Annotated in this window: 24 protein-coding genes and 2 riboswitches; of the genes, 7 read left to right on the top strand and 17 right to left on the bottom strand. The window is 41.6% G+C overall.

Going from position 1 to position 19,921, the window contains the following annotated elements; translation table 11 throughout:
- Window positions 1-75 precede the first annotated feature (75 nt).
- Window positions 76-1,143: a tetraprenyl-beta-curcumene synthase family protein gene (locus tag N8M93_RS07580; RefSeq protein WP_261130684.1), complete on the bottom strand. Its 1,068-nt coding sequence runs from the start codon at window positions 1,141-1,143 to the stop codon at window positions 76-78.
- A gap of 4 nt (window positions 1,144-1,147) precedes the next feature.
- Entirely contained in the window at window positions 1,148-1,951 is an 804-nt protein-coding gene (locus N8M93_RS07575) for an alpha/beta hydrolase (RefSeq protein WP_261130683.1), read from the bottom strand.
- 91 nt (window positions 1,952-2,042) lie between these two features.
- Here N8M93_RS07575 and N8M93_RS07570 point away from each other — a divergent pair, with 91 nt between their 5' ends.
- Window positions 2,043-2,561 (top strand): gamma carbonic anhydrase family protein, encoded by a 519-nt coding sequence (locus N8M93_RS07570; protein ID WP_261130682.1) that lies wholly within the window; start codon window positions 2,043-2,045, stop codon window positions 2,559-2,561.
- Here N8M93_RS07570 and N8M93_RS07565 read toward each other — a convergent pair.
- Window positions 2,558-2,926: a VOC family protein gene (locus N8M93_RS07565; RefSeq protein WP_261130681.1), complete on the bottom strand. Its 369-nt coding sequence runs from the start codon at window positions 2,924-2,926 to the stop codon at window positions 2,558-2,560. The genes N8M93_RS07570 and N8M93_RS07565 overlap by 4 nt on opposite strands.
- A 182-nt stretch (window positions 2,927-3,108) precedes the next feature.
- Between N8M93_RS07565 and N8M93_RS07560 the strand changes: the two genes are divergently transcribed.
- Complete coding sequence (locus tag N8M93_RS07560) at window positions 3,109-3,648, top strand: phosphatase PAP2 family protein (protein WP_261130680.1); 540 nt, start codon at window positions 3,109-3,111, stop codon at window positions 3,646-3,648.
- 397 nt (window positions 3,649-4,045) lie between these two features.
- Here the strand turns inward: N8M93_RS07560 and metK are convergent, their stop codons facing one another.
- A complete protein-coding gene (gene metK, locus N8M93_RS07555; RefSeq protein WP_261130679.1) occupies window positions 4,046-5,239 on the bottom strand; it encodes a methionine adenosyltransferase in 1,194 nt (397 codons plus the stop codon).
- A 214-nt stretch (window positions 5,240-5,453) separates the two neighbouring features.
- Window positions 5,454-5,547, bottom strand: a riboswitch (SAM riboswitch).
- 287 nt (window positions 5,548-5,834) lie between these two features.
- Between metK and pckA the strand changes: the two genes are divergently transcribed.
- Window positions 5,835-7,418: a phosphoenolpyruvate carboxykinase (ATP) gene (gene pckA, locus N8M93_RS07550; protein ID WP_261130678.1), complete on the top strand. Its 1,584-nt coding sequence runs from the start codon at window positions 5,835-5,837 to the stop codon at window positions 7,416-7,418.
- Between the two features lie 257 nt (window positions 7,419-7,675).
- Here pckA and N8M93_RS07545 read toward each other — a convergent pair whose 3' ends face one another.
- Window positions 7,676-8,458, bottom strand: a complete 783-nt coding sequence (locus tag N8M93_RS07545) for a S9 family peptidase (RefSeq protein WP_261130677.1) — start codon at window positions 8,456-8,458, stop codon at window positions 7,676-7,678.
- 87 nt (window positions 8,459-8,545) lie between these two features.
- On the opposite strand from N8M93_RS07545, the gene N8M93_RS07540 reads away from it, so the two are divergent.
- From N8M93_RS07540 to N8M93_RS07530, 3 genes are read left to right on the top strand one after another with little or no spacing between them, the layout of a single operon-like run.
- Window positions 8,546-9,550, top strand: coding sequence for an ABC transporter substrate-binding protein (locus N8M93_RS07540; protein WP_261130676.1), 1,005 nt, complete (start codon window positions 8,546-8,548; stop codon window positions 9,548-9,550).
- Between the two features lie 16 nt (window positions 9,551-9,566).
- Entirely contained in the window at window positions 9,567-10,340 is a 774-nt protein-coding gene (locus N8M93_RS07535; RefSeq protein ID WP_261130675.1) for an ABC transporter ATP-binding protein, read from the top strand.
- The gene (locus N8M93_RS07530; RefSeq protein WP_261130674.1) at window positions 10,318-11,127 is read left to right on the top strand and encodes an ABC transporter permease; all 810 of its coding nucleotides are present in this window, start codon (window positions 10,318-10,320) and stop codon (window positions 11,125-11,127) included. Before N8M93_RS07535 ends, N8M93_RS07530 begins: the two co-directional genes overlap by 23 nt.
- Here N8M93_RS07530 and ytkD read toward each other — a convergent pair.
- From ytkD to N8M93_RS07505, 5 genes are all read right to left on the bottom strand, one after another.
- Window positions 11,118-11,603 carry an RNA deprotection pyrophosphohydrolase gene (gene ytkD, locus N8M93_RS07525; protein ID WP_261130673.1) on the bottom strand — a complete coding sequence of 162 codons (486 nt, stop codon included), beginning with the start codon at window positions 11,601-11,603 and terminating at the stop codon, window positions 11,118-11,120. The two genes, N8M93_RS07530 and ytkD, sit on opposite strands and share 10 nt — an antisense overlap.
- Before the next feature lie 37 nt (window positions 11,604-11,640).
- Window positions 11,641-11,784, bottom strand: a complete 144-nt coding sequence (locus N8M93_RS07520) for a hypothetical protein (RefSeq protein WP_261130672.1) — start codon at window positions 11,782-11,784, stop codon at window positions 11,641-11,643.
- A gap of 411 nt (window positions 11,785-12,195) precedes the next feature.
- Window positions 12,196-12,825, bottom strand: coding sequence for a hypothetical protein (locus N8M93_RS07515; RefSeq protein ID WP_261130671.1), 630 nt, complete (start codon window positions 12,823-12,825; stop codon window positions 12,196-12,198).
- Between the two features lie 492 nt (window positions 12,826-13,317).
- Entirely contained in the window at window positions 13,318-13,803 is a 486-nt protein-coding gene (locus tag N8M93_RS07510) for a hypothetical protein (RefSeq protein ID WP_261130670.1), read from the bottom strand.
- 97 nt (window positions 13,804-13,900) lie between these two features.
- Window positions 13,901-14,161, bottom strand: coding sequence for a holin (locus N8M93_RS07505; protein ID WP_221566489.1), 261 nt, complete (start codon window positions 14,159-14,161; stop codon window positions 13,901-13,903).
- A gap of 261 nt (window positions 14,162-14,422) precedes the next feature.
- On the opposite strand from N8M93_RS07505, the gene N8M93_RS07500 reads away from it, so the two are divergent.
- Window positions 14,423-14,635 (top strand): hypothetical protein, encoded by a 213-nt coding sequence (locus tag N8M93_RS07500; RefSeq protein ID WP_225064320.1) that lies wholly within the window; start codon window positions 14,423-14,425, stop codon window positions 14,633-14,635.
- 61 nt (window positions 14,636-14,696) lie between these two features.
- On the opposite strand, the gene abbA is transcribed toward N8M93_RS07500, so the two are convergent.
- The 7 genes from abbA to N8M93_RS07465 all read right to left on the bottom strand — a co-directional run bounded on the left by abbA (window position 14,697) and on the right by N8M93_RS07465 (window position 19,815).
- On the bottom strand, window positions 14,697-14,894 hold the full coding sequence (gene abbA / locus N8M93_RS07495) for an antirepressor AbbA (protein WP_261130669.1): 198 nt from the start codon (window positions 14,892-14,894) through the stop codon (window positions 14,697-14,699).
- A 266-nt stretch (window positions 14,895-15,160) separates the two neighbouring features.
- A complete protein-coding gene (locus N8M93_RS07490) occupies window positions 15,161-15,346 on the bottom strand; it encodes a hypothetical protein (RefSeq protein WP_261130668.1) in 186 nt (61 codons plus the stop codon).
- Between the two features lie 57 nt (window positions 15,347-15,403).
- Window positions 15,404-15,490, bottom strand: a riboswitch (cyclic di-GMP riboswitch).
- A 68-nt stretch (window positions 15,491-15,558) separates the two neighbouring features.
- Window positions 15,559-16,407: an SDR family NAD(P)-dependent oxidoreductase gene (locus tag N8M93_RS07485; protein ID WP_261130667.1), complete on the bottom strand. Its 849-nt coding sequence runs from the start codon at window positions 16,405-16,407 to the stop codon at window positions 15,559-15,561.
- A gap of 10 nt (window positions 16,408-16,417) precedes the next feature.
- Window positions 16,418-16,780 (bottom strand): MaoC/PaaZ C-terminal domain-containing protein, encoded by a 363-nt coding sequence (locus N8M93_RS07480; RefSeq protein WP_261130666.1) that lies wholly within the window; start codon window positions 16,778-16,780, stop codon window positions 16,418-16,420.
- Complete coding sequence (locus N8M93_RS07475; RefSeq protein WP_261130665.1) at window positions 16,777-17,199, bottom strand: MaoC family dehydratase N-terminal domain-containing protein; 423 nt, start codon at window positions 17,197-17,199, stop codon at window positions 16,777-16,779. The genes N8M93_RS07480 and N8M93_RS07475 overlap by 4 nt, the downstream gene beginning before the upstream one ends.
- Complete coding sequence (locus N8M93_RS07470; protein WP_261130664.1) at window positions 17,187-18,356, bottom strand: thiolase family protein; 1,170 nt, start codon at window positions 18,354-18,356, stop codon at window positions 17,187-17,189. The genes N8M93_RS07475 and N8M93_RS07470 overlap by 13 nt, the downstream gene beginning before the upstream one ends.
- Window positions 18,349-19,815, bottom strand: coding sequence for an AMP-binding protein (locus N8M93_RS07465; protein WP_261130663.1), 1,467 nt, complete (start codon window positions 19,813-19,815; stop codon window positions 18,349-18,351). Before N8M93_RS07465 ends, N8M93_RS07470 begins: the two co-directional genes overlap by 8 nt.
- Window positions 19,816-19,921 lie beyond the last annotated feature (106 nt).

Here is a 19,921-nt window from a genome sequence, read left to right as displayed (position 1 = left end):
ACAAAGGGGACGTTCCAAAAGTGTCAGACAATTTTGGAACGTCCATTTGTCTTTTTATTTCGAACCCACCATTATTCATGCTTTTACTTTACGATAGACCCAGCTGTTCCAGTAAAAGTAATAGGCTGACAATCCTCCTGCACGCATCAGTTTTTTAAGAACTGTCTGTACGTCACGTTGCCCTTTCACCTTGGTATCGGTAGAATAGATGCCAAGAAGACCTCTCGTAATCAAGGTGTGGAATTTCGAATGCGGAAGGTCTTGTGCTGAGCGGTCTGCCATTTTAAAAAAGTGTAATAGACGCTCGATCATCGTTTCCTGATTTTCATAGTAAAAACAGAAATTAAGATCCCCTCCGTCCTTGTCCTCTTGCTGATCGATCAAATAATCCATCATGATGTGGAGGCCCTGGATCCATGGGAAATACCCTTCCTTCACCTTTTCCACAAGCTCGGGCTCAACCTCGCCGTTAGAGGCATAGGAAGCGAGGCAAAAGATTCCTAATGTCGATCCGGCACATGCCGAAAATTCATACCAGCTCATCGCTGGAAGTTCTTTTTCATTCTCAGAAAACCAACGTTGCAGTCTTGGGACTCTCTCCTCGTGTGTCACATGTTTATGTATTTGCAAATTACAGTAATGCTCCGCCAATTCCAGAAGACCAGCGTGGATTTGTGAAAAACCAGGCAGTTCCTCGAGTACATTTTGACATGTTCGAACGAGGTCAGGCAGATAACCGCCATCATCCTGCTCTTCACGAAGTCTATAATAATTTTCAACGAGTGAACCAGGTGTCAACGCATGCTCCATGGATCTATGGAGCAAACTGAAATCGTCTGGGTCCAAAGAAGTACTTCGGTCACACAAATTATCAAGATAATCACTGATCGTTTGATAGGCCACAATGAATCGGATGACTTCCCTCCGGCAGACAGGATCAATGGAGAGCAAGGCATAGATTGCACCGCCCTCACAATGGAACGTTTTCGAATTGATGCTGGCAATCGCCTGGCTTCTTAATTCTTCATTAGGAATACGCTCCGCCTTTTCTCTCCAAAAATCTAATTCATTGTGTACATTCGGTATGATTTCCTTATAAATCCTCATCATCAATGACCATGGTTGCGAAGGGGCTTCCTTCATAGTTTCACTCCTTTTGAAGATTTTCTTCGAAGGTCAACAATAAATTTACAAAGTGCGATATATAAAGGAAAACTTGCTCTCGTTCTGGATCATTCAATATCTCATGATAAAGTCCGGGCCATTCTTTATAGGATTTTTCCATCAAATTCAGTTGATTGAACCAATTCCTTACACTCTTTTTGTCTACAATCAAATCATTTCCTGCTTGTAAGACCAACAGAGGAACATCAGGAAATCGGCCGACTGATTGGTGGACGATCTTGATTGAGCTCATCAACTCCCGGTACCAGCGAATGGATACTTTTTTCACATAAAAAGCATCTTTTAGGTCCTGTTCAATCCGTTCCTTTGATCTTGTCGCTTTTCCAAATCCTTGATCTGAGCTTAATCGTAAAGTTGGGTATACACGATTGATGACTCGAGATAATGCCTCAACAGGTTTTGGCGGTTTATAGACGATACCCAGACAAGGTGATGATAGAATCACAGCGTTCACGGGCATTTCTCTTTCTGTCAATGCACGGATAACCGCTAGGCCCCCCATACTATGACCGAACAAAAAAATTGGCAGATCAAATTGTGCAGCTGCTTCCATCCAGTTTTCGATCGTGTCTATATATTCGCTGAATGAATAGATATGTCCTCTGTTCCGACGGGTAGCACCTTGGCCAGGTAAATCACCCATGACGACGTGATAACCGTTAGCTACCCACTGCGAGCATAACCATTCATATCTGCCATGATGCTCGCCAGCACCATGGACCATCACAATTACTGCTTTTGCATCTTCTGCTTCCCAGATCCACATGTACGACGCCCCTTTTCTTCTACTCTATAATTTGCTAAACTGCTATTGATTTCATACAACTATTTATTCATAAAAGAAAGAGGATGATACTTTGATTTATCCATATAAAGGAACAGAACCTAAAATTGATTCTACGGTTTTCATTGGAGATGGTGTCGTCATATCAGGTGATGTCACGATCGAGGAGCAATCCTCAATCTGGTTTAATTCAGTCATCCGTGGTGATGTAGCGCCAACCATCATTGGAAAACGAGTGAATGTTCAAGACCTTTCCATGCTCCATCAAAGCCCAAATAACCCTCTAATCCTTGAAGATGATGTCACAGTCGGTCATCAAGTCACATTACATAGCTGCACCATAAGGAAGAACGCCTTGATCGGAATGGGTTCCCTTATCCTGGATGGTGCTGAAATAGGTGAAGGTGCTTTTGTAGGAGCTGGCAGCTTAGTACCTCCAGGTAAAAAAATTCCACCAAACTCACTTGCCTTCGGACGTCCAGCAAAAGTGGTTAGAGAGTTGAATGAAGCGGATTTAAAAGACATGGAAAGGATCCGCACTGAATATGTAGAGCGGGGACAATATTATAAACAGATGCAGAAGAAATCCTAAGCGTTAAATTCAATTACGTTTCCATCTGGATCCTGTACAAACACTTGATGCCAGCCGGTTTTACTGGTTGGCTTGTTCAAGTAACTATAGCCCGCTTTTTCGAGGCGTTGAAGAATGTCCTCGATTGATTCAACCCTTATGGCGAAATGGCGGACACGGCTGTCTAATGGCGGTTTATTTTTCTCATCCAATTTTTCATTCACAATCAAATGGAGTTGTGTATCCCCGATTTGATACCAGATCCCATCAAAATCGAAGTCCGGCCGGTCTGGACTGACTTGGAATCCGATAACTTTTTCATAAAAGGATCTTGCCTTCTTCAGTTTCTTCACTTCAAGTGATACATGGTGTATTCCTTTATACATCTGTATCCCTCCATCCCTATCAATTACTTATTTATACCCGCTTTCACAATTTTATCATCCTATAAAATGAAAGTATAATGTCTGGATTGGACCGTTCTCTACAAAAATTTAACATCATATTGATATTTTCCTAATATAGGGACGTTAAAATGAAGTAAATCCTATCGAGGGAGAGGTCCACATTGGCGAAAGTTATCAATTGGCTTCATGAAAGGGAATGCTCTGTCTTTCAGTGGGTGAACAGCAAATGTCAAAAGTCTGCATTAAGCATGTATTTCATGTCTATAACTCATCTTGGAGGGGCTACTGGATCTATCGGGATCTGTCTGTTGGTGCTCGTCTTAGGGACTGGGGATTTACGAAACATAGCTGTTCAAAGCTTATTGGCTCTTACAATCAGTCATATACCTGTACAACTCAGTAAAAAAATATATCCCCGAAAACGTCCTTATATGGTTTTACCTGAAACCATCACTATTTCAAGACTGCTTAAAGACCATTCGTTTCCATCCGGCCATACTACTGCGACTTTTTCTGTCACCACGCCTCTTATTCTGTGGAATCCACTGCTTTCGATTGTTTTAATACCAATTTCTTTTTCTGTGGCGATTTCAAGAATGTATCTAGGCATGCATTATCCATCTGATGTAATCGGTGGAATGTTGATTGGAACGGTGACAGGCTGGCTGGTACATTTCTACCTCTTCCCTTTTTCTTTTTAAAACAAGGGTTCGTTATGCTCGTTATACCTTATTATTGTTGATTTTTGCGAAGTTCCCTCCCTTTGGGCGATCGAAAGCTCCATACGGCCATTCAAGGAGTAAAATCAGGTTTGTTTGTCCGTATGAAGGCTCGAAGTGATTAAAGTGACTGGCCTCTGAGCTAGACCACACTTCTTGCATTTACTTACCTCTGCGATCCTCTTCACTGGTTCCTCGCTGTGGGGGCTCCTTAGCTCGCTTTTCCCATAGGAATGTGGCAAATTTCGTTTCAATCAAACTCTAGTCAGATCAGCTTTTCAACAAATATTTGAAAAAGTGAAATTTTTAAATAAAATTAAATTTCAGTACGCAAAAACCCCAAGCGGCAATGATGCAACTTGGGGTCTTCTTATTGTAATTATGCGTTGTTTTTCAATGTTTCAGCTTTGTCCGTTTGTTCCCAAGGAAGCTCGATATCTGTACGGCCGAAGTGACCATAAGCTGCAGTCTGTTTATAGATCGGGCGTCTAAGATCAAGCATCTTGATGATTCCTGCAGGACGAAGATCGAAGTTTGCTCGAACAAGCTCAACAAGCTTCTCTTCCGATACAAGGCCAGTACCAAACGTATCGATCGAGATCGATACAGGTTGAGCGACACCGATCGCATAAGCGAGTTGTACTTCACATTTTTCGGCTAATCCAGCTGCTACAATGTTTTTCGCCACATAACGCGCTGCATATGCAGCAGAGCGGTCAACTTTTGTAGGATCTTTACCTGAGAAGGCACCACCGCCATGGCGTGCATATCCACCGTATGTGTCAACAATGATTTTACGGCCAGTTAATCCAGCGTCCCCTTGTGGACCACCGATGACGAAACGCCCTGTCGGGTTGATGAAATATTTTGTGTTCTCATCAATCAACTCGGTAGGAACGACAGGATTGATGACATGTTCTTTCAAATCACGTTTGATTTGCTCTAGGGTTACTTCAGGATGATGTTGAGTAGAGATGACGATCGTATCCACCCTTACCGGTTGACCGTTTTCATCATATTCCACTGTTACCTGTGTTTTACCATCTGGACGTAAATATGGAACAACTTCATTTTTACGTACTTCTGTCAAACGGCGGCTAAGCTTATGTGATAAGGAAATAGGAAGCGGCATCAATTCTTGCGTTTCGTTACACGCATAGCCGAACATCAATCCTTGGTCACCAGCACCGATTGCTTCAATTTCTTCTTCTGTCATCAACCCTTCTCTTGCTTCAAGAGCCTGGTTGACACCTTGTGCGATATCAGCAGATTGTTCATCAATGGATGTGAGAACTGCACATGTTTCATAATCGAAACCATATTTTGCTCGTGTATAACCGATTCCTTTCACCGTTTCACGGACAATTTTCGGGATATCTACATAAGTAGAAGTCGTGATCTCACCTGCAACGAGTACGAGCCCTGTATTCACAGATGTTTCACACGCTACACGTGCATTTGGATCACTTGCTAGGATTTCGTCTAGAATCGCATCTGAAATCTGGTCACAAATTTTATCCGGATGACCTTCTGTAACTGATTCAGATGTGAATAGACGTCTGCTTTTTGCCATTACGGAACCTCCTCGACGATCTTTAAGTATCGTTTTAATTGATACGGTACTCATTTCCTTATGAGAAAGTGCAACAAAGTTTCATACTATATAGGAAAACTGCTGCATGTATAACAATTTTCTTCTCAGTCTTTTTTTAAAAGGATTCTGCCTATTGAACGAAAAAAAACCTTTCCTGTTCAGAGGAAAGGTGGTTCGTTGTATACCTTTCACCCTCTTATTTTTCAGGTTAGCACCTTTTCACCTCTATCATGGTGTCGGTTGCTGGGTTTCATTGGGCCTGTCCCTCCACCTACTCGGAATAAGAGTAGCCGTTCTCGCAATATCATATCGCAGTACCCATGCTATGTCAACGGAATTCCCATTTTGTATTGAGGAGATTCGGCACACAATATATGGGTAAATTACGATATTATGAGATGCTTTTAACAAAGCGATCTTTCATTATTGGCCCCACGCCTATTTATATCCTAATTAAGGTTTAACATGTCACAAATACGGAAAAATAGTATACATTATTAAAATAAATATGTTATACTATTTCCGAGTTAAGCGAAGTATTGGTTTAAACTTTATGTGAAAAAGGATGGTTTATATGAATACAGCACAATTCAGCTCTCTTACCGATGAGTTATTAAGTAAAGAATCAACACACAAAAATTTAGCGACACCAAGATTAGTAGAAAGTGCGATCGCTAGAAATGAAGGCGTCCTTACATCAACAGGCGCACTTCAAGTTGAAACTGGTAAATATACTGGACGTTCTCCAAAGGATAAATTCATCGTCATGGAACCTTCCGTAAAAGATAAGATTGATTGGGGTTCGGTCAATCAGCCGATTGATGAAGAGAAGTTCAATAACTTATATAAGAAAGTCATCGAATACTTAACAAGCAAAGAAGAAACATTCGTATTCCAGGGATTTGCCGGTGCGGATAAAGCATATCAACTTCCACTGCAAGTCATCAACGAATATGCATGGCATAATCTGTTTGCACGTCAACTTTTCATACGCCCAAATGAAAGCGATTTAAACGACTTCACTCCAGAGTTCCAGGTCATTTCAGCACCAGGTTTTCAAGCTGATCCTGAAGTTGATGGTACAAACTCTGAAACATTCATCATCATCTCATTTGAAAAGCGAATTGTACTTATCGGTGGAACTGAATATGCTGGCGAAATCAAAAAATCGATCTTCTCGGTTATGAACTATATGCTTCCGGAACAAGACATCCTCTCCATGCATTGTTCAGCGAATGTCGGTGTCGAGGGTGACGTTGCATTATTTTTCGGTTTGAGTGGAACTGGTAAGACAACTTTGTCTGCCGACCCTAACCGCCGTCTGATCGGTGATGATGAACACGGTTGGGCAAACAACGGGATATTCAATATCGAAGGTGGCTGCTACGCAAAATGCGTCAACCTTTCCCGAGAAAAAGAACCCCAAATTTGGAATGCGATCCGTTTCGGAACCGTCCTTGAAAACGTAGTCTCTGATGAGTGCACACGATTGGTCGACTATAACAACACAACATTGACAGAGAATACTCGTGCAGCTTATCCGATCGATGCGATTCCAAATATCATTACACCAAGCGTAGCAGGAAATCCGAATACGATCATCTTCTTGACGGCAGATGCATTCGGAGTATTGCCTCCGATCAGCAAGTTGACTAAAGAACAAGCAATGTATCATTTCCTATCAGGTTATACAAGTAAGCTTGCAGGAACAGAGCGTGGCGTCACTTCACCACAAGCGACATTCTCTACTTGCTTCGGTTCTCCATTCCTTCCATTGCACGCTGAAAGATATGCGAAAATGCTCGGTGAAAAAATTGCTCAGCATGATGTTGATGTTTATCTGGTCAACACTGGATGGTCTGGCGGTGAATACGGAGTAGGTAAGAGAATGGACTTGACCCACACGCGCGCGATGGTGCAAGCCGCTTTAGAGGGCGAGCTGCGTTCAGCTGAAACGGTCACTGATCCGATTTTCGGACTACACATCCCTACGAGCTGCCCAGGTGTACCAGGTGAAGTCCTGCAACCTAAGAAAACCTGGGATAATCCAGAAGCATATGATCAGAAAGCGAAAGAACTCGCAATGAAATTCAAGGAAAACTTCAATAAGTTCGAAAACGCAAGCTTAGAAATCAAAAACGCAGGACCGTTAGTTTAATTTCATGACACTTAGGAGTGATCCTTTCGAGGGCACTCCTTATTTATTTGTGGAAGGAAGCTGTCCGAAGAGTATGGCTCATGCCTGCCCTTTTGGATGTTTTGTAGGTAATAATGAATTTTTGTAGGTAATTTATGAACTTTTGTTATTAATTTCCTGTTTTTGTAGTTAATTTTAAATTTTTGTAAGTACACCCTCCATTTTTGTAGATAATCACGTTTATTTCGAAGTTACATGCTCCCAATCAAAGATAATCATTACCTCCTCATCCACTCCAACAGTTCATGTGTAACTTTCCGTTTCTTTTCGGGGGAAAAGTGGTGATCGTCTTCGAAGTACCAGGTTTCAAAGGACTTTCCATATTTGAGCATTTCTTTTTCAAGACGATAGGCATGTTCGATAGATACATTCTCATCATAAACACCGTGAATGATCAATACTGGAGCCACAATATCACCAACCAGGGATAACGGTGTCCTCGCTTCATAACGTTCAGGGTATTTATATACAGAGCCTCCGACGACACGCTTGAGCATTTTACGAAGACCTTTCCTTTCCTCATATGTCAGTTTCATATCCGTCACTCCACCCCATACGACGACTGATTTGACAAGGTCCGAATGATACACAGCAGTAAATAAAGCCATTACGCCTCCTCTTGAAAATCCAAATAGATGGAGCAAGCCTGGATCTGTGGATGGAAGTTCCTCGAGCACCTTCAATCCTTCAAATGCATCATGACGATCCTCACCGCAAAAATCTTCCTTCCCTTCTCCTCCTTCGTTCCCTCTGTAAAAAGGGGCGAAGACGACAAAGCCTTGAGAAGCGAACTGTATGATCCTTGATACCCGTACTTTTCCTACTTGTTTGATTCCGCCGCGTAAATATAGAATCCCGGGCAGAGGACCTTCTACTTTAGGTTCAGCCAACAAACCTTTTACGCGTAAAGCCTGACTACGGTAAGTCACAATAGATAACTTGATGTCAGGATTCGGTGAAGGGAACCGATTTATTTTTTCAATTCGATATGAATATTCCATATAACCACCTCTAAACAAGTTTGGGCGAACACACATTTTCAACTCGCTTCATACACTATTGCATCTATAGTGTGTGGAGGGATATTAATGCTTAAGGGAATCAAACGACATATCATAGGAGCTGTAACTGTACTTTTTGCTGTCAACCTAGTGGCTGCTGGCTGTTCCAACGGATCCACCAATGATAAAGTACGAGTTGCTGAAGTTACCCGTTCGATCTTTTATGCTCCGCAATATGTTGCAATAGAAAAAGGATTTTTTGAAGAAGAAGGGATTGATATTGAACTTACCACAACTTGGGGCGGAGACAAAACGATGACCACTCTTTTATCTGATGGAGCAGATGTCGCACTGGTCGGTTCAGAAACTTCCATTTACGTTTATGCCCAGGGGACGACAGATCCAGTCATCAATTTCGCACAGCTGACACAAACAGATGGAACGTTCCTCGTCGCACGGGAAAAACCAGATACTTTTAATTGGGAGCAACTTAAAGACAGTACATTCCTCGGTCAACGAAAAGGCGGTATGCCACAGATGGCTGGAGAATTTGGATTGAAGAAGCATGGAATCGATCCACATAATGATATGAACCTGATTCAAAATGTCGATTTTGGAAACATTCCGAATGCCTTTGCTTCTGGTACCGGTGATTACGTGCAATTATTTGAACCCACTGCCAGCCTGTTCGAAAAAGAAGGCATCGGTCATGTGGTAGCTTCTTTTGGTACAGAATCCGGTAAATTACCATACACCACTTTCATGTCAAAAGAAAGTTATATCAACCAAAACAAAGACATCGTGGAGAGATTTACTAAAGCCGTTCACAAAGCCCAACAGTGGGTCGACAGCCATAGTGCCAAGGAAATCGCTGCCGTAATCGAACCTTATTTTGAAGACACACCGATCGACTTGATTGAATCCTCAACTGAACGTTACAAACAACAACACAGCTTTGCCACAAATCCGATTCTAGACGTTGAGGAATGGAACAACTTACAAACAATCATGGATGAAGCGGGCGAACTTCCAAAGCAAGTCGAACATAGTACACTGGTCAATACAGAAATCGCTGAAAGTGTAGCAAAGTAACAGGAGGAGATCGGTTTTGTCCTTTTTAACAGTAGATCAACTCACCCATGCTTACTTCTCAACAGACTCCGTCACAACGGCGTTGCAGGATATCAGCCTTCAGGTCGAGGAAGGTGAATTCGTATCTTTCCTCGGCCCGAGCGGCTGCGGAAAAACGACCCTGCTCTCCCTGATTGCGGGTCTCTTCCAGCCAGTTCTCGGGACGATCACCATACGGAATGAACCGGTCAAACAGGCACATGAGCAGATAGGATACATGTTTCAGCAAGATTACCTGCTGCCGTGGAAAACGATCGAACAAAATATCCTCCTTGGTTTGAAGATACAGGATAACTTAAACGATATGAGCAAAACAATGACATTTGAGCTATTAGACCACATGAGTCTGGGGCATACCAGAAATAAATATCCTCATGAACTTTCTGGTGGCATGAGGCAGCGCATAGCACTCGTGAGAACATTAGCTACCAATCCGAAACTGCTATTGCTGGATGAACCATTCTCTGCACTGGATTATCAGACGAAATTGAAGCTTGAAAATCTTGTGTTCACTACTTTAAAAGAGCATAAAAAAACAGCCTTGCTTGTCACGCATGATATAGGTGAAGCAATCGCCATGTCTGACCGTGTCATTGTTTTTTCAGCAAACCCCGGCAGGATCAAGTCTGAATATATCGTACCGAAGCACTTAGCAAAGATGGAACCTTTTGATGTTCGAAATCATGAGGATTACAAAGACATCTTCCAGATGATCTGGGAGGAGTTGAATGAGCTTGAAATCGAAAATTGAAGTAGAATATACACAATATAAACACAGGGAACACAGAACAAAAAGACATGTGTTCATCACACAAGTCCTTGTTTTCATTGCATTCCTGGGAATATGGGAAACGGCATCGAAAAACACATGGATCGATCCTCTTTTGTTCAGTTCCCCTGTTAAAATTTCAAATTTATTTTATACGAAAATCATGGATGGAACCTTGATGACACACATCATGGTCACGTTTGGTGAAACGATAGCCAGTTTCATCATCGCAACGGTTCTCGGAACCGCTGTTGCTGCAATCCTATGGTGGTTACCCTTTGTATCTAAAGTTTCCGACCCATATCTGGTCGTGCTGAATGCTATGCCGAAAGTTGCGCTAGGCCCAATTCTCATTGTCGCTCTTGGACCTGGTTATCTGTCGATCATCGCCATGGGTGTGCTGATATCCTTCATCATAACGACACTCGTGGTCTACACTGCGTTTCATGAAACGGATGATAATTATATAAAGGTTATCCAAACGTTTGGCGGCAATAAGAAGCAAGTGTTCAATGAAGTCATTTTTCCATCTGCGATCCCGACAATCATTTCGACATTGAAAGTGAATGTTGGTTTGTCATGGGTAGGGGTCATTGTTGGTGAATTCCTTGTTTCCAAACAAGGATTAGGTTACCTGATCATATATGGGTTCCAGGTATTCAACTTTACACTCGTTTTACTAAGCTTGCTCATCATTGCCGTGATGGCGACGATCATGTATACAGGAGTCGGAATGCTTGAAAACTTTCTTCGCAAACGTCATAGCTGAAGGATTTTATTTTTGAATATGTATTCCATACTAAGCTCAAGCACTTCGTCTTTCATCATGAAACTGTATTTGTCATTTTCTTTTAACGTGTCCGGAAGCTGTTTCATAAGGATAGGTCCATTAGTTTCAAAATAATGGGCCTTTAATTTTATTTTATCGATCGTAGCAAAGTAAATATTCTTGATGATCGTTCCGCCTTTACCTTTGACACGATATTGTCCAAGGTATTTCAATGCATCGACTGTTGCGCCTGTCTCTTCAAACACTTCACGCACCGCAGCCTTTTCAGCAGATTCCCCTTTCTCCACTTTACCGCCTGGAAATTCAATTCCTCTCCGGGGGTGTTCCGTCAACAACCATTGACCTTTGAACCTGCAAATAACCCAAACGTGCTTTGGTGTGAGTGAATAAGGATGGTTTGTGAAGGATAGCTCTACAGTATTTTTATAATAATCTTGAAATGTATAATTACTCATATTCAAAACTCCAATTTATCATAGCCATCTATTATGTTTAGGCTAGTGTTGTTGATCTGCTCGTATCTGTATATCTATTCCCTCTTGGAAGTCGTATGCTTATTCTACCGTATCTTGCCCAAAAAAACATCTCATTGTCTTCTACGATCAGATGCCCATTCTCTAAAAGATGAATTTCCATAAATTTACTCTCCCTTTCCGACATCCCGAAATTTCATCTGTACGCCCGAGTCTCCTCCTGAGTGCTTGATCTTTAATTTTTTCAACATCACACCTTCAGATCTCTCACATAAGCGCTTGATCTTTGTTTTTGTCTGTATTCTAAAAGTTTGATGTGATTGGTGGATGTCTCTGAGGGGTTGAAATATACGAGACTCCAGCGGGAACGGCGAACCAAGCGAGACCCCAAAGTTTATAAAAGGACTTTGAGCATAATAGTGACCTTCGTGACTAAACGGATCGCTTCTGCTTTTCGATTGCCCGCGGAAAGCGAGTCTATTTCTGTTGAGCCTAAAAATCAATAAAAAACTGATCCGAAGGAGTTTATCCACTCTCCTCCTGGATCAGCATTTTCATGAGTCAGTCATCATTCCTACTGGACATCAACAGATTCAATGATCCAGTTGTCATTCTCTTTTTTGAAACTCAATTCAATCATATAGTCACCATATAAATCACTGCTGTTTTTCTGCTCCAGACGGAAATGTTCATCATCCACTTTAGTCAGGTTAGAAGGTTCACCTTTCACAATCCATGGTGGAAGTTCTGTCGGTATGATATAAAGTCCATCCTGTCTCTCTTCATATAGACCATCCACATAATACGTTGCAATATCTTCTGTAACATACTGGGTTAAGTATTCAATCAATTCTTGTTTTGAATTAAAATCTTCTACTTTATAATTTTCATCCGTAGGTTGAACCACTTTTTGCATGAATGTATCTGCTTTTTTTACGAAGTCCCCTTTGTTCGGTGCTTCGACATCTGTTTTACTGACAGCACTCGTTGTTTTGACCTTCTCTTTTTTATCTGAAAACTCCAAATTAGTAGCGGTAGCTATTGGTTGGTTTTGAATTTCCACATGACTTTTCGCAAATGTTTTTTTAGGAAGTTCCGAACTGTCTGCTTGTTGATAAGTTGTAGAGCCTGTCGGTTGACCAGCCCAAAAGAGACCAAAAGCGACAAACATACCTACAATCATTGGTACTAAACTTTTCTTCATTTGCTAACTCCCCTTTTTGTGTAAAGTCAATGCGCATCTTTATTATTCTGAACTAGTTTCATATTTAGTATACCTTTTCCAATACATGCTCAAACATTTTGAAACCGTCTTATGCAATTCCATAGAGTAAGTCAAATCCCCTCTTCAATTTTCTAAATTATGCCAATGTGACTAGAAAAAACATTCGCCAATTTTCTTGATTTAACGGGAGATTTGTTGAATGAATTTCGTTTTCTGGGAATAATGATTGGTTTTGACGAATGAAGTCGTAAAGAAACTAAAAAACATGACAACGCCACCTCAGGAGTTGGTGCTAATGAACCCCTTTAAATTACTATTTTGTTGGTGAAAACTGTGAGACGGATGACTATTCACGTTCTAGATAAAATTGAATTTTTAGACTGCGTTTAATAGATTGTTGCTATCCAATCTAAATAAAAGGGCTTTATATGTAAGAAAATCATTACCTCCTTGAAACAGGTAATGATTCCCTTAAGTCTTGAGTTCGTTGATGATCGTTTCATATTTTTCAGTAAAATTATAAAAGCCAAGGCGGTCTACTCTAAAGATCGGCGATTCAAGCTGAGCATGGGCATCAAGGATTTCAATCTGCTGATAAACTTTAAATAATTCATCTGCTAACACAGGGTCCAGCTTTGCAATTTCATATTTCACTTTATCCCATTCATCCAGTTTGAAGAAATAAACGTCTTGCCATATCTTTTCGTTCCCCTGGATCTCCACATTGCCATGCTCTAAAAAGTCCTGAAGACTGGCGCCGTTCCGAGTCTCTTTCCGTAAATATAATTTCAGATTATCTTGTAATTCTTGCAAGAGGATCGTTTTTGCGAGTTCTCTCGCAGTTTGTTGGTTTTGCTCTTTTTCAAGCTTAACCTTAATTTTTTGTCTCAAATATACGGCAGCTAATGTCGTCAAAACACTGACCACCATGGACACGATAAAATATGTCCATTCCATTTCAAATACCTCCAGCTTGTACTCCCCTAGGATATTATATGATGCTGAAGCTCGAGGAACTCAACTATTCGATAAATAGAGTGCCCATTTTAATGAGCTATCTTCGCCGGTGCCTGACGCGATATTTCCCTACTTCATACAATCCGGTAGCAGCAAGACCCGCCATACCTCCAGCCCACACCCTCAATGTCCAATCAAGATCGGTAAGGGGAAAAGCAGCTAATCCTATAAGAAGACCGATGATCAAGCTGACCAGGGATATGAACCGCTTGGAAATCTTGAAAGAATGCTTTGCTACTTCAGTCAGACCGGTGACAATCGGAGCTAAGACAGATGCAAAAATCAACACTTGTTCCATCATGGTCAAACTCCTCCAATCCTTATTTAGCATAGTAATAAATTCCATAAGCTCAGTTAAAACGCCTCTTTTCTAACTATAAATAGGCTTATAGGAGCAGAATAAAGAGAATGATGAAAACATCCAATTTGTACACTTTATGAGTTACACACCATATAGATGTATCTTGAGCTCATTGTATTTTTCAATTTTATGAATATGAATGGTCCAAAAAAGACAGAATGAATTTAAAAGATGAATTTATAGGAGTGTAAGACAAACATGAAAAGAGAATACGATCACTACTTAATCCTCTTAGAGAACCAAGAAATGAATTGGTGGGGTTATGCTCGCAGGGTTCCTACTGAATTCCGACCTCCTAACTACACAAATTATTGGTCGTATTTACGTACTCGTAATACTGCTTCAAAACGGTATATTAAAGAAGCAGAATGGCGTATGGAAGCAAGACGTAAAGGATTATTGGACAATTAGTTGAAAGCTAAGCCTCTAGAAGAAAAGGGACTGTCCGAGGACAGTCCCTTTTTATACTCAACTATACACCAGCTTTATGTAATCTCACTAGTAAGTTGTTCAACCGTTTAACTCGGGCATCTTCACATTGCTTCTGCCCTGTTTCTATATCTGTAATCTCACAGCTGACCAATTCCGATGCATATCTCTGCTCCATCATTACATCCAATAACAAAGCTTTCTCCTCTTCTGATAACCTTAACATGGTTAATGTCGCCATATAACCATCCCCCTTTTAAAGTTGTTACTAATATTATAAACATATAAAAAACACGCGGAAAGGGGTTTCGGGAAATTCGTAGAGGATCTAAATTCTGGAAACCGGTGTATTTATTGATATATCAGGGTTAATCACTATTTCAAGCGGTAATAAATTTGTAAAAAAAATTTAATGCTGTCAATCCCCATAAGATAAATGTTATTTCAAAAAAACAAAGATTCGACAACATTCGCCAAAAAACTTATAAACATGTTTTGGATTTACAGTTAAAAGATGTCATTACGGCTGATAAGATAAACCCAGAGGATTGTACCGAAAATAATACCCATGTTGAACAAGACATTCATCCAACGATCGGATACACTTTTGATGAGAGATGTAATGATGAATAAGACGAATGTATAAATGAGAATGAATGATGACATAGGCAATAAGATTTGATAAAAGGTCATACCCTTCAACACCTTGATTGAACCTATCTCATAAATCGGTGATAAATGAGGAATCGTTTCGGCAACTGGCTGACATATTGTGCTTCCAAATTAGTCCCTATAGTTTTGCGTCCCCACTTTTCAATGAGTTTGCCTTTATCTAACGATTTATAAGACACGGATTATTTTTCAGAATCTTACGTCTATTATACAATACGAATCGTAAAATGTCATTATTTAGTGGATTTTTTCGCTCTTTTTTTGGAAAAAGAACGAAAAATAGTAACATCTGTCGAATTTTGAGAGGAAGGAAGAATCTTTTCATGTTCTGGTGCCTTCCAACGGCCAATCTTGTCTCCATTGATAGAAAAAATCGAACCTGTTTCTGGTTGTTCATCCAGAATAGTTGAAACGAGTATTGCGACATCATCCGTTGACCCCATGCGCCATTCATCGGGCAACGCTTCACCTTGTTTATCGGCTTCTTTTTTCAGCATTTCAATCACTGGGAGGGTCATGTCAGTTTCTGCAACTGGTGCAATCGCATAAACGTTGATGCCGAAACGACCAAGTTCTTTAGCAAGCGTCCTGGTCATCCCATTTATCCCTGCTTTTGCTGCACTGTAATTCAATTGGCCAGCTAACCCTTCCATACCAGATTTAGAGGTTACATTGATGATCGTCCCTTTTACCTTGGACTCACGCATAGCCAATACCGCGTGTTTCGTACATGCGAATGTTCCCCTCAAATGTGTCTCAATAACATCATCCCACTCTTGAATCGTCATTTTATAGGAAATGCGGTCGCGGGTGATACCAGCATTATTAACGAGGACATCCACTCGTCCAAACACAGCAATCGTTTCATCGATGACGCGTTTGCAAGCCTCCTCCGATGAGACGGAAGCTGTGACGCCGATAATCCGATTATGTATCTCCTTCAATTCCTCTACTGTTTGTTCCACTTTAACTTTGTCTCTTCCATTGATGACGATAGATGCGCCTTCAGTAGCGAGCCTCTGTGCAATACTTTTACCTATTCCCTTTGTCGATCCCGTTATGATGACCACTTTACCGTTCATGATGATCCTCCTATCGTGATGGATTTATTTTCCCTTTTATGACAGATGTACCTGCTTCAGAATTAAGGTGTAAAGATAAGTCATTTCCATCCATTTTGATTTCAAGTTCATATGGCCTTCCTACATAAACAGGTGCCTGAAAGCGTATCTCATAATCTTTTATAATCACATCTATTCCGAATTCCGCCCGGCATACCGCTCCAATGCGCCCCATGACAAGCATGCCGTGCACCACACACGCTTTAAACCCCATACGTTCAGCATCCTTCTCAGACAAATGGATCGGGTTGAAATCTCCGCTGACTTCAGCGTAATCACGAATATCCTGTTTTGTAAAAATCAGTTGATGTGGACTCATCGGTGTTGGACTCAAGATTCTCCCTCCAGTTCCGGTCTGAACATCACAGTTGTGATCCCCGTAAATACCAGCCGTTTCTTCAGTGCATCTTGATAGCCATACATCTCATGTATCAGCCAGACAATTTTTCCGGACTTTCCTGTTTTCTCTCTTATATCTACCAGTCTGATTTCAGCATAATACGTGTGATCCGTCAAAACTGGTTCCTTATAGCAGAAGGATTGTTCCCCATGGACAAGAGGACCAATATCTTTCAACCAGGGGAGTTCGACCTTCTGCCAGTAAACAATCGGATATGTGGCTGGTACAACGGACTGGCCACCTTTCTTTGCTAACGGCATATCTTGGATGACCTCAGCAAATTTCATCGCTTCCGAATCTGTAACTTTCATTTTGAAGAGATCCGTCTTCTGCCCGACTTTCAACTTTCCCACCCCGCATCTACTTTCTCTATCAATGTCGCAAGACCAAGTCCGCCACCGATCCCGAGTGTCAATAACCCTTTGCATGAACGTCCTTTAGTTTGCATTTCATGAAACATCCTTGTCATCAGAACAGCTCCAGATGCACCATACGGATGACCAAGTGCAATCGCACCCCCGCCTATGTTGACGATCTCTTCCGGAATATTCAACGCCCTTAAAGAGGCTAACACTTGGGAAGCAAACGCTTCATTGAATTCAACTACATCCAGCTCAGCCACAGTCAAGTATTGTCGCTGCAATAGTTTCCTGACCGCGGGAATCGGACCAATACCGAGCAGATTAGGATCTACTCCAGCTACACAAGCATCGACAAAGCGGATGGAGGGCTTTAACCCAAGTTGACGGCATTTTGTTTCTGAAGCCAGCACAACAATCGAGGCACCGTCATTAATCGGACACGCATTCCCTGCGGTCACGGTTCCATTCTCTTTGAAAACAGGTGATAATCGATTCAATTTGTCCAATGACGTATTTTCTCTTGGGCATTCATCCGTACGTATCTCTCCGTTTTTCAAGGGAATGGTTTCTTTGTCAAAGCGACCCTCTTTTTGAGAAGCAACAGCTTTTTGATGGCTTTTCAATGCGTAAAGGTCCTGATCTTCCCTTGAAATTCCATACTCATCCGCTACGTTTTCAGCTGCCTCGCCCATTTCTGGATCACCCACCTCTTCTGGTGAGAATCTGGCACGATGATAAAAAGAAGGACCTGATGGCGCATAAAGGCTGGTAGGCTTTTCGATTTTCCATGGTGCTCGGCTTGTACTTTCAACTCCTCCTGCAAGGACAAGCTCTGCACCACCTGACTGGATCAATCTTGCAGCCTGGTTGATCGCCTCTAATCCAGAACCGCATTGACGATCCACCGTTACTCCCGGTATTTGGACGGGTAAACCAGCAGTCAATGCCGCTAACCTTGCTATATTCCCGCCTGGTCCTACCACATTACCTAAAATAACATCGTCGATTTCGCGAGGATCGATTTCCAGTTCTTTTACTAATCCTTTAATGAGCTCAGCAGCCATTTGTTCAGGTGGAAAGTCTTTCAACTGCCCGCCAAGTTTACCGATCGGGGTTCGTTTCGCTTCTAAAATAAACACATCATTCACGATTCCCACAGCCTTCCGGATAAAGATGGATCAATTCTTTCCTCGCTATTTTTCGACTGACGGTGTATGGAAATTCATCTACAGTGATGAATTCTTTCGGACATTTGTACTTAGGAAGATCTTGGAGACAGATTTCTTTTAAAAGAGCATCCCTACCCTCTTGCCCCTGCCGCCATTTGATGAAGGCGACAACCTTTTCTCCCCAATAAATATCTGGTACGCCGATCACCGCACACTCCTCAACAGCAGATACAAGTTGGATCACCCGTTCTACTTCCTCTGGATAAATATTGAGTCCACCGCTGATGATCATTTGGTTTGCCCTTCCGACAAGATAGATATAGCCCTCTTCATCCATACGGGCTAAATCTCCGGCCGTTGCCCATTCGCCATCTATAAATATGTTTGCAGTTTCCGCAGGAAGATTTTGATATCCTTTGAAGACCATCTTACTTCTGACATATAGGGTTCCAACTTCTCCATAAGGTACTTCTTGGAGCTGATCGTCTCTAATGGACACTTCAACACCTGTAAAAGGACGTCCGACAGAGTCTACTTTTGTAGAGACGGCATCCTGATGAAGGATAGAAACGAAACTCAGTTCCGAAGCCCCGTAAAATTCGATGCACTCCGCATTGGAAAACGTGTTTTCAATCCATCTTCGCCGCTCAACATTCCATTTTGATCCAGAGGATATGATAAGATCGACCGCTTCCCACTGTGGATAGGATTCATTCAAGAGTGCTTCGAGCATGGTTGGTACAACATAGACAATCGTTCTCTTATCATTCCTTATCCGACCAGCTGTCGCTTCAGCAGAAAAATGATCCAACAGCTCAACAGTTGAACCGGTGGATAAGGCATGTAGCGTCCCATATAAAAATAGAGAATGAGCAAGTGAACCAGTGATGATCACTTGATCTCCTACACGAAGCTTGTACTCAAAGGCCGTATTTCTGAAGCTTTCCGTCCATGATTCTTGTGTACGTATGAACCCCTTCGGCTTACCAGAGGTTCCCGAGGTATACCCTAAGTAAAAAATGGAATCTGGTGTAGCTTTCGGTATGTTTTCCATTTTAAAAGTGTAGGAAAGTTCTTGCCCTGCAAGGAACATTTCTCCATCCCACCACTGGTGTTGAGAATCTGAAACTAACACATCCGCTTCACTGTCCTCAAGAATCATTTTCGCTTTTTCAATCGGTAATTTCGGATCAATCGGAACGGCTTTCCAGCCTAATGACGAGGCGGCGAGAAAATAGATGACGAACTCCATATGGTTTTCTGGAAAATAGATTGCTATAGTACCATCCGTAAGCGGTTTCCTTTTATACAACAGGGAAGCCGCTATATCGATTTTATCTATCAATTCGTCATAAGTGATCGTTCCATATTCTGATTTCAGGGCAATCTCATTTGGATGTATTTTTGCTTGTTTCGTAATCCAGTCTAGTATGATCATTGTCTCTACCTGCCTCATCTATTTGCTTTTTTCTAATAGGTTAGCTGTCAGAATGTTGTCCCGCGGAAAGCGAGTGTATTTCCAAAATAACAATCTATGCGAAATC

This window comes from Bacillus sp. Marseille-Q3570, assembly GCF_946151055.1.
In the GTDB taxonomy this organism is placed as follows: Bacteria; Bacillota; Bacilli; order Bacillales; family Fictibacillaceae; genus Pseudalkalibacillus.
The sequence above is the reverse complement of the archived record's forward strand: the minus strand, read 5'-3'. Positions and strand labels throughout refer to the sequence as shown.

Excerpts from the sequence above, each read along its gene's own strand:
- N8M93_RS07515 (WP_261130671.1), bottom strand. The coding sequence starts at position 12,825 with ATGAAGAAAAGTTTAGTACCAATGATTGTAGGTATGTTTGTCGCTTTT.
- N8M93_RS07530 (WP_261130674.1), top strand. The coding sequence starts at position 10,318 with ATGAGCTTGAAATCGAAAATTGAAGTAGAATATACACAATATAAACAC.
- N8M93_RS07520 (WP_261130672.1), bottom strand. The coding sequence starts at position 11,784 with ATGGAAATTCATCTTTTAGAGAATGGGCATCTGATCGTAGAAGACAAT.
- N8M93_RS07575 (WP_261130683.1), bottom strand. The coding sequence starts at position 1,951 with ATGTGGATCTGGGAAGCAGAAGATGCAAAAGCAGTAATTGTGATGGTC.
- abbA (WP_261130669.1), bottom strand. The coding sequence starts at position 14,894 with ATGGCGACATTAACCATGTTAAGGTTATCAGAAGAGGAGAAAGCTTTG.
- N8M93_RS07565 (WP_261130681.1), bottom strand. The coding sequence starts at position 2,926 with ATGTATAAAGGAATACACCATGTATCACTTGAAGTGAAGAAACTGAAG.
- N8M93_RS07485 (WP_261130667.1), bottom strand. The coding sequence starts at position 16,407 with ATGAACGGTAAAGTGGTCATCATAACGGGATCGACAAAGGGAATAGGT.
- N8M93_RS07505 (WP_221566489.1), bottom strand. The coding sequence starts at position 14,161 with ATGGAACAAGTGTTGATTTTTGCATCTGTCTTAGCTCCGATTGTCACC.
- N8M93_RS07500 (WP_225064320.1), top strand. The coding sequence starts at position 14,423 with ATGAAAAGAGAATACGATCACTACTTAATCCTCTTAGAGAACCAAGAA.
- N8M93_RS07510 (WP_261130670.1), bottom strand. The coding sequence starts at position 13,803 with ATGGAATGGACATATTTTATCGTGTCCATGGTGGTCAGTGTTTTGACG.
- N8M93_RS07490 (WP_261130668.1), bottom strand. The coding sequence starts at position 15,346 with ATGACCTTTTATCAAATCTTATTGCCTATGTCATCATTCATTCTCATT.
- N8M93_RS07540 (WP_261130676.1), top strand. The coding sequence starts at position 8,546 with ATGCTTAAGGGAATCAAACGACATATCATAGGAGCTGTAACTGTACTT.
- N8M93_RS07545 (WP_261130677.1), bottom strand. The coding sequence starts at position 8,458 with ATGGAATATTCATATCGAATTGAAAAAATAAATCGGTTCCCTTCACCG.
- N8M93_RS07580 (WP_261130684.1), bottom strand. The coding sequence starts at position 1,143 with ATGAAGGAAGCCCCTTCGCAACCATGGTCATTGATGATGAGGATTTAT.
- pckA (WP_261130678.1), top strand. The coding sequence starts at position 5,835 with ATGAATACAGCACAATTCAGCTCTCTTACCGATGAGTTATTAAGTAAA.
- N8M93_RS07465 (WP_261130663.1), bottom strand. The coding sequence starts at position 19,815 with ATGATCATACTAGACTGGATTACGAAACAAGCAAAAATACATCCAAAT.
- ytkD (WP_261130673.1), bottom strand. The coding sequence starts at position 11,603 with ATGAGTAATTATACATTTCAAGATTATTATAAAAATACTGTAGAGCTA.
- metK (WP_261130679.1), bottom strand. The coding sequence starts at position 5,239 with ATGGCAAAAAGCAGACGTCTATTCACATCTGAATCAGTTACAGAAGGT.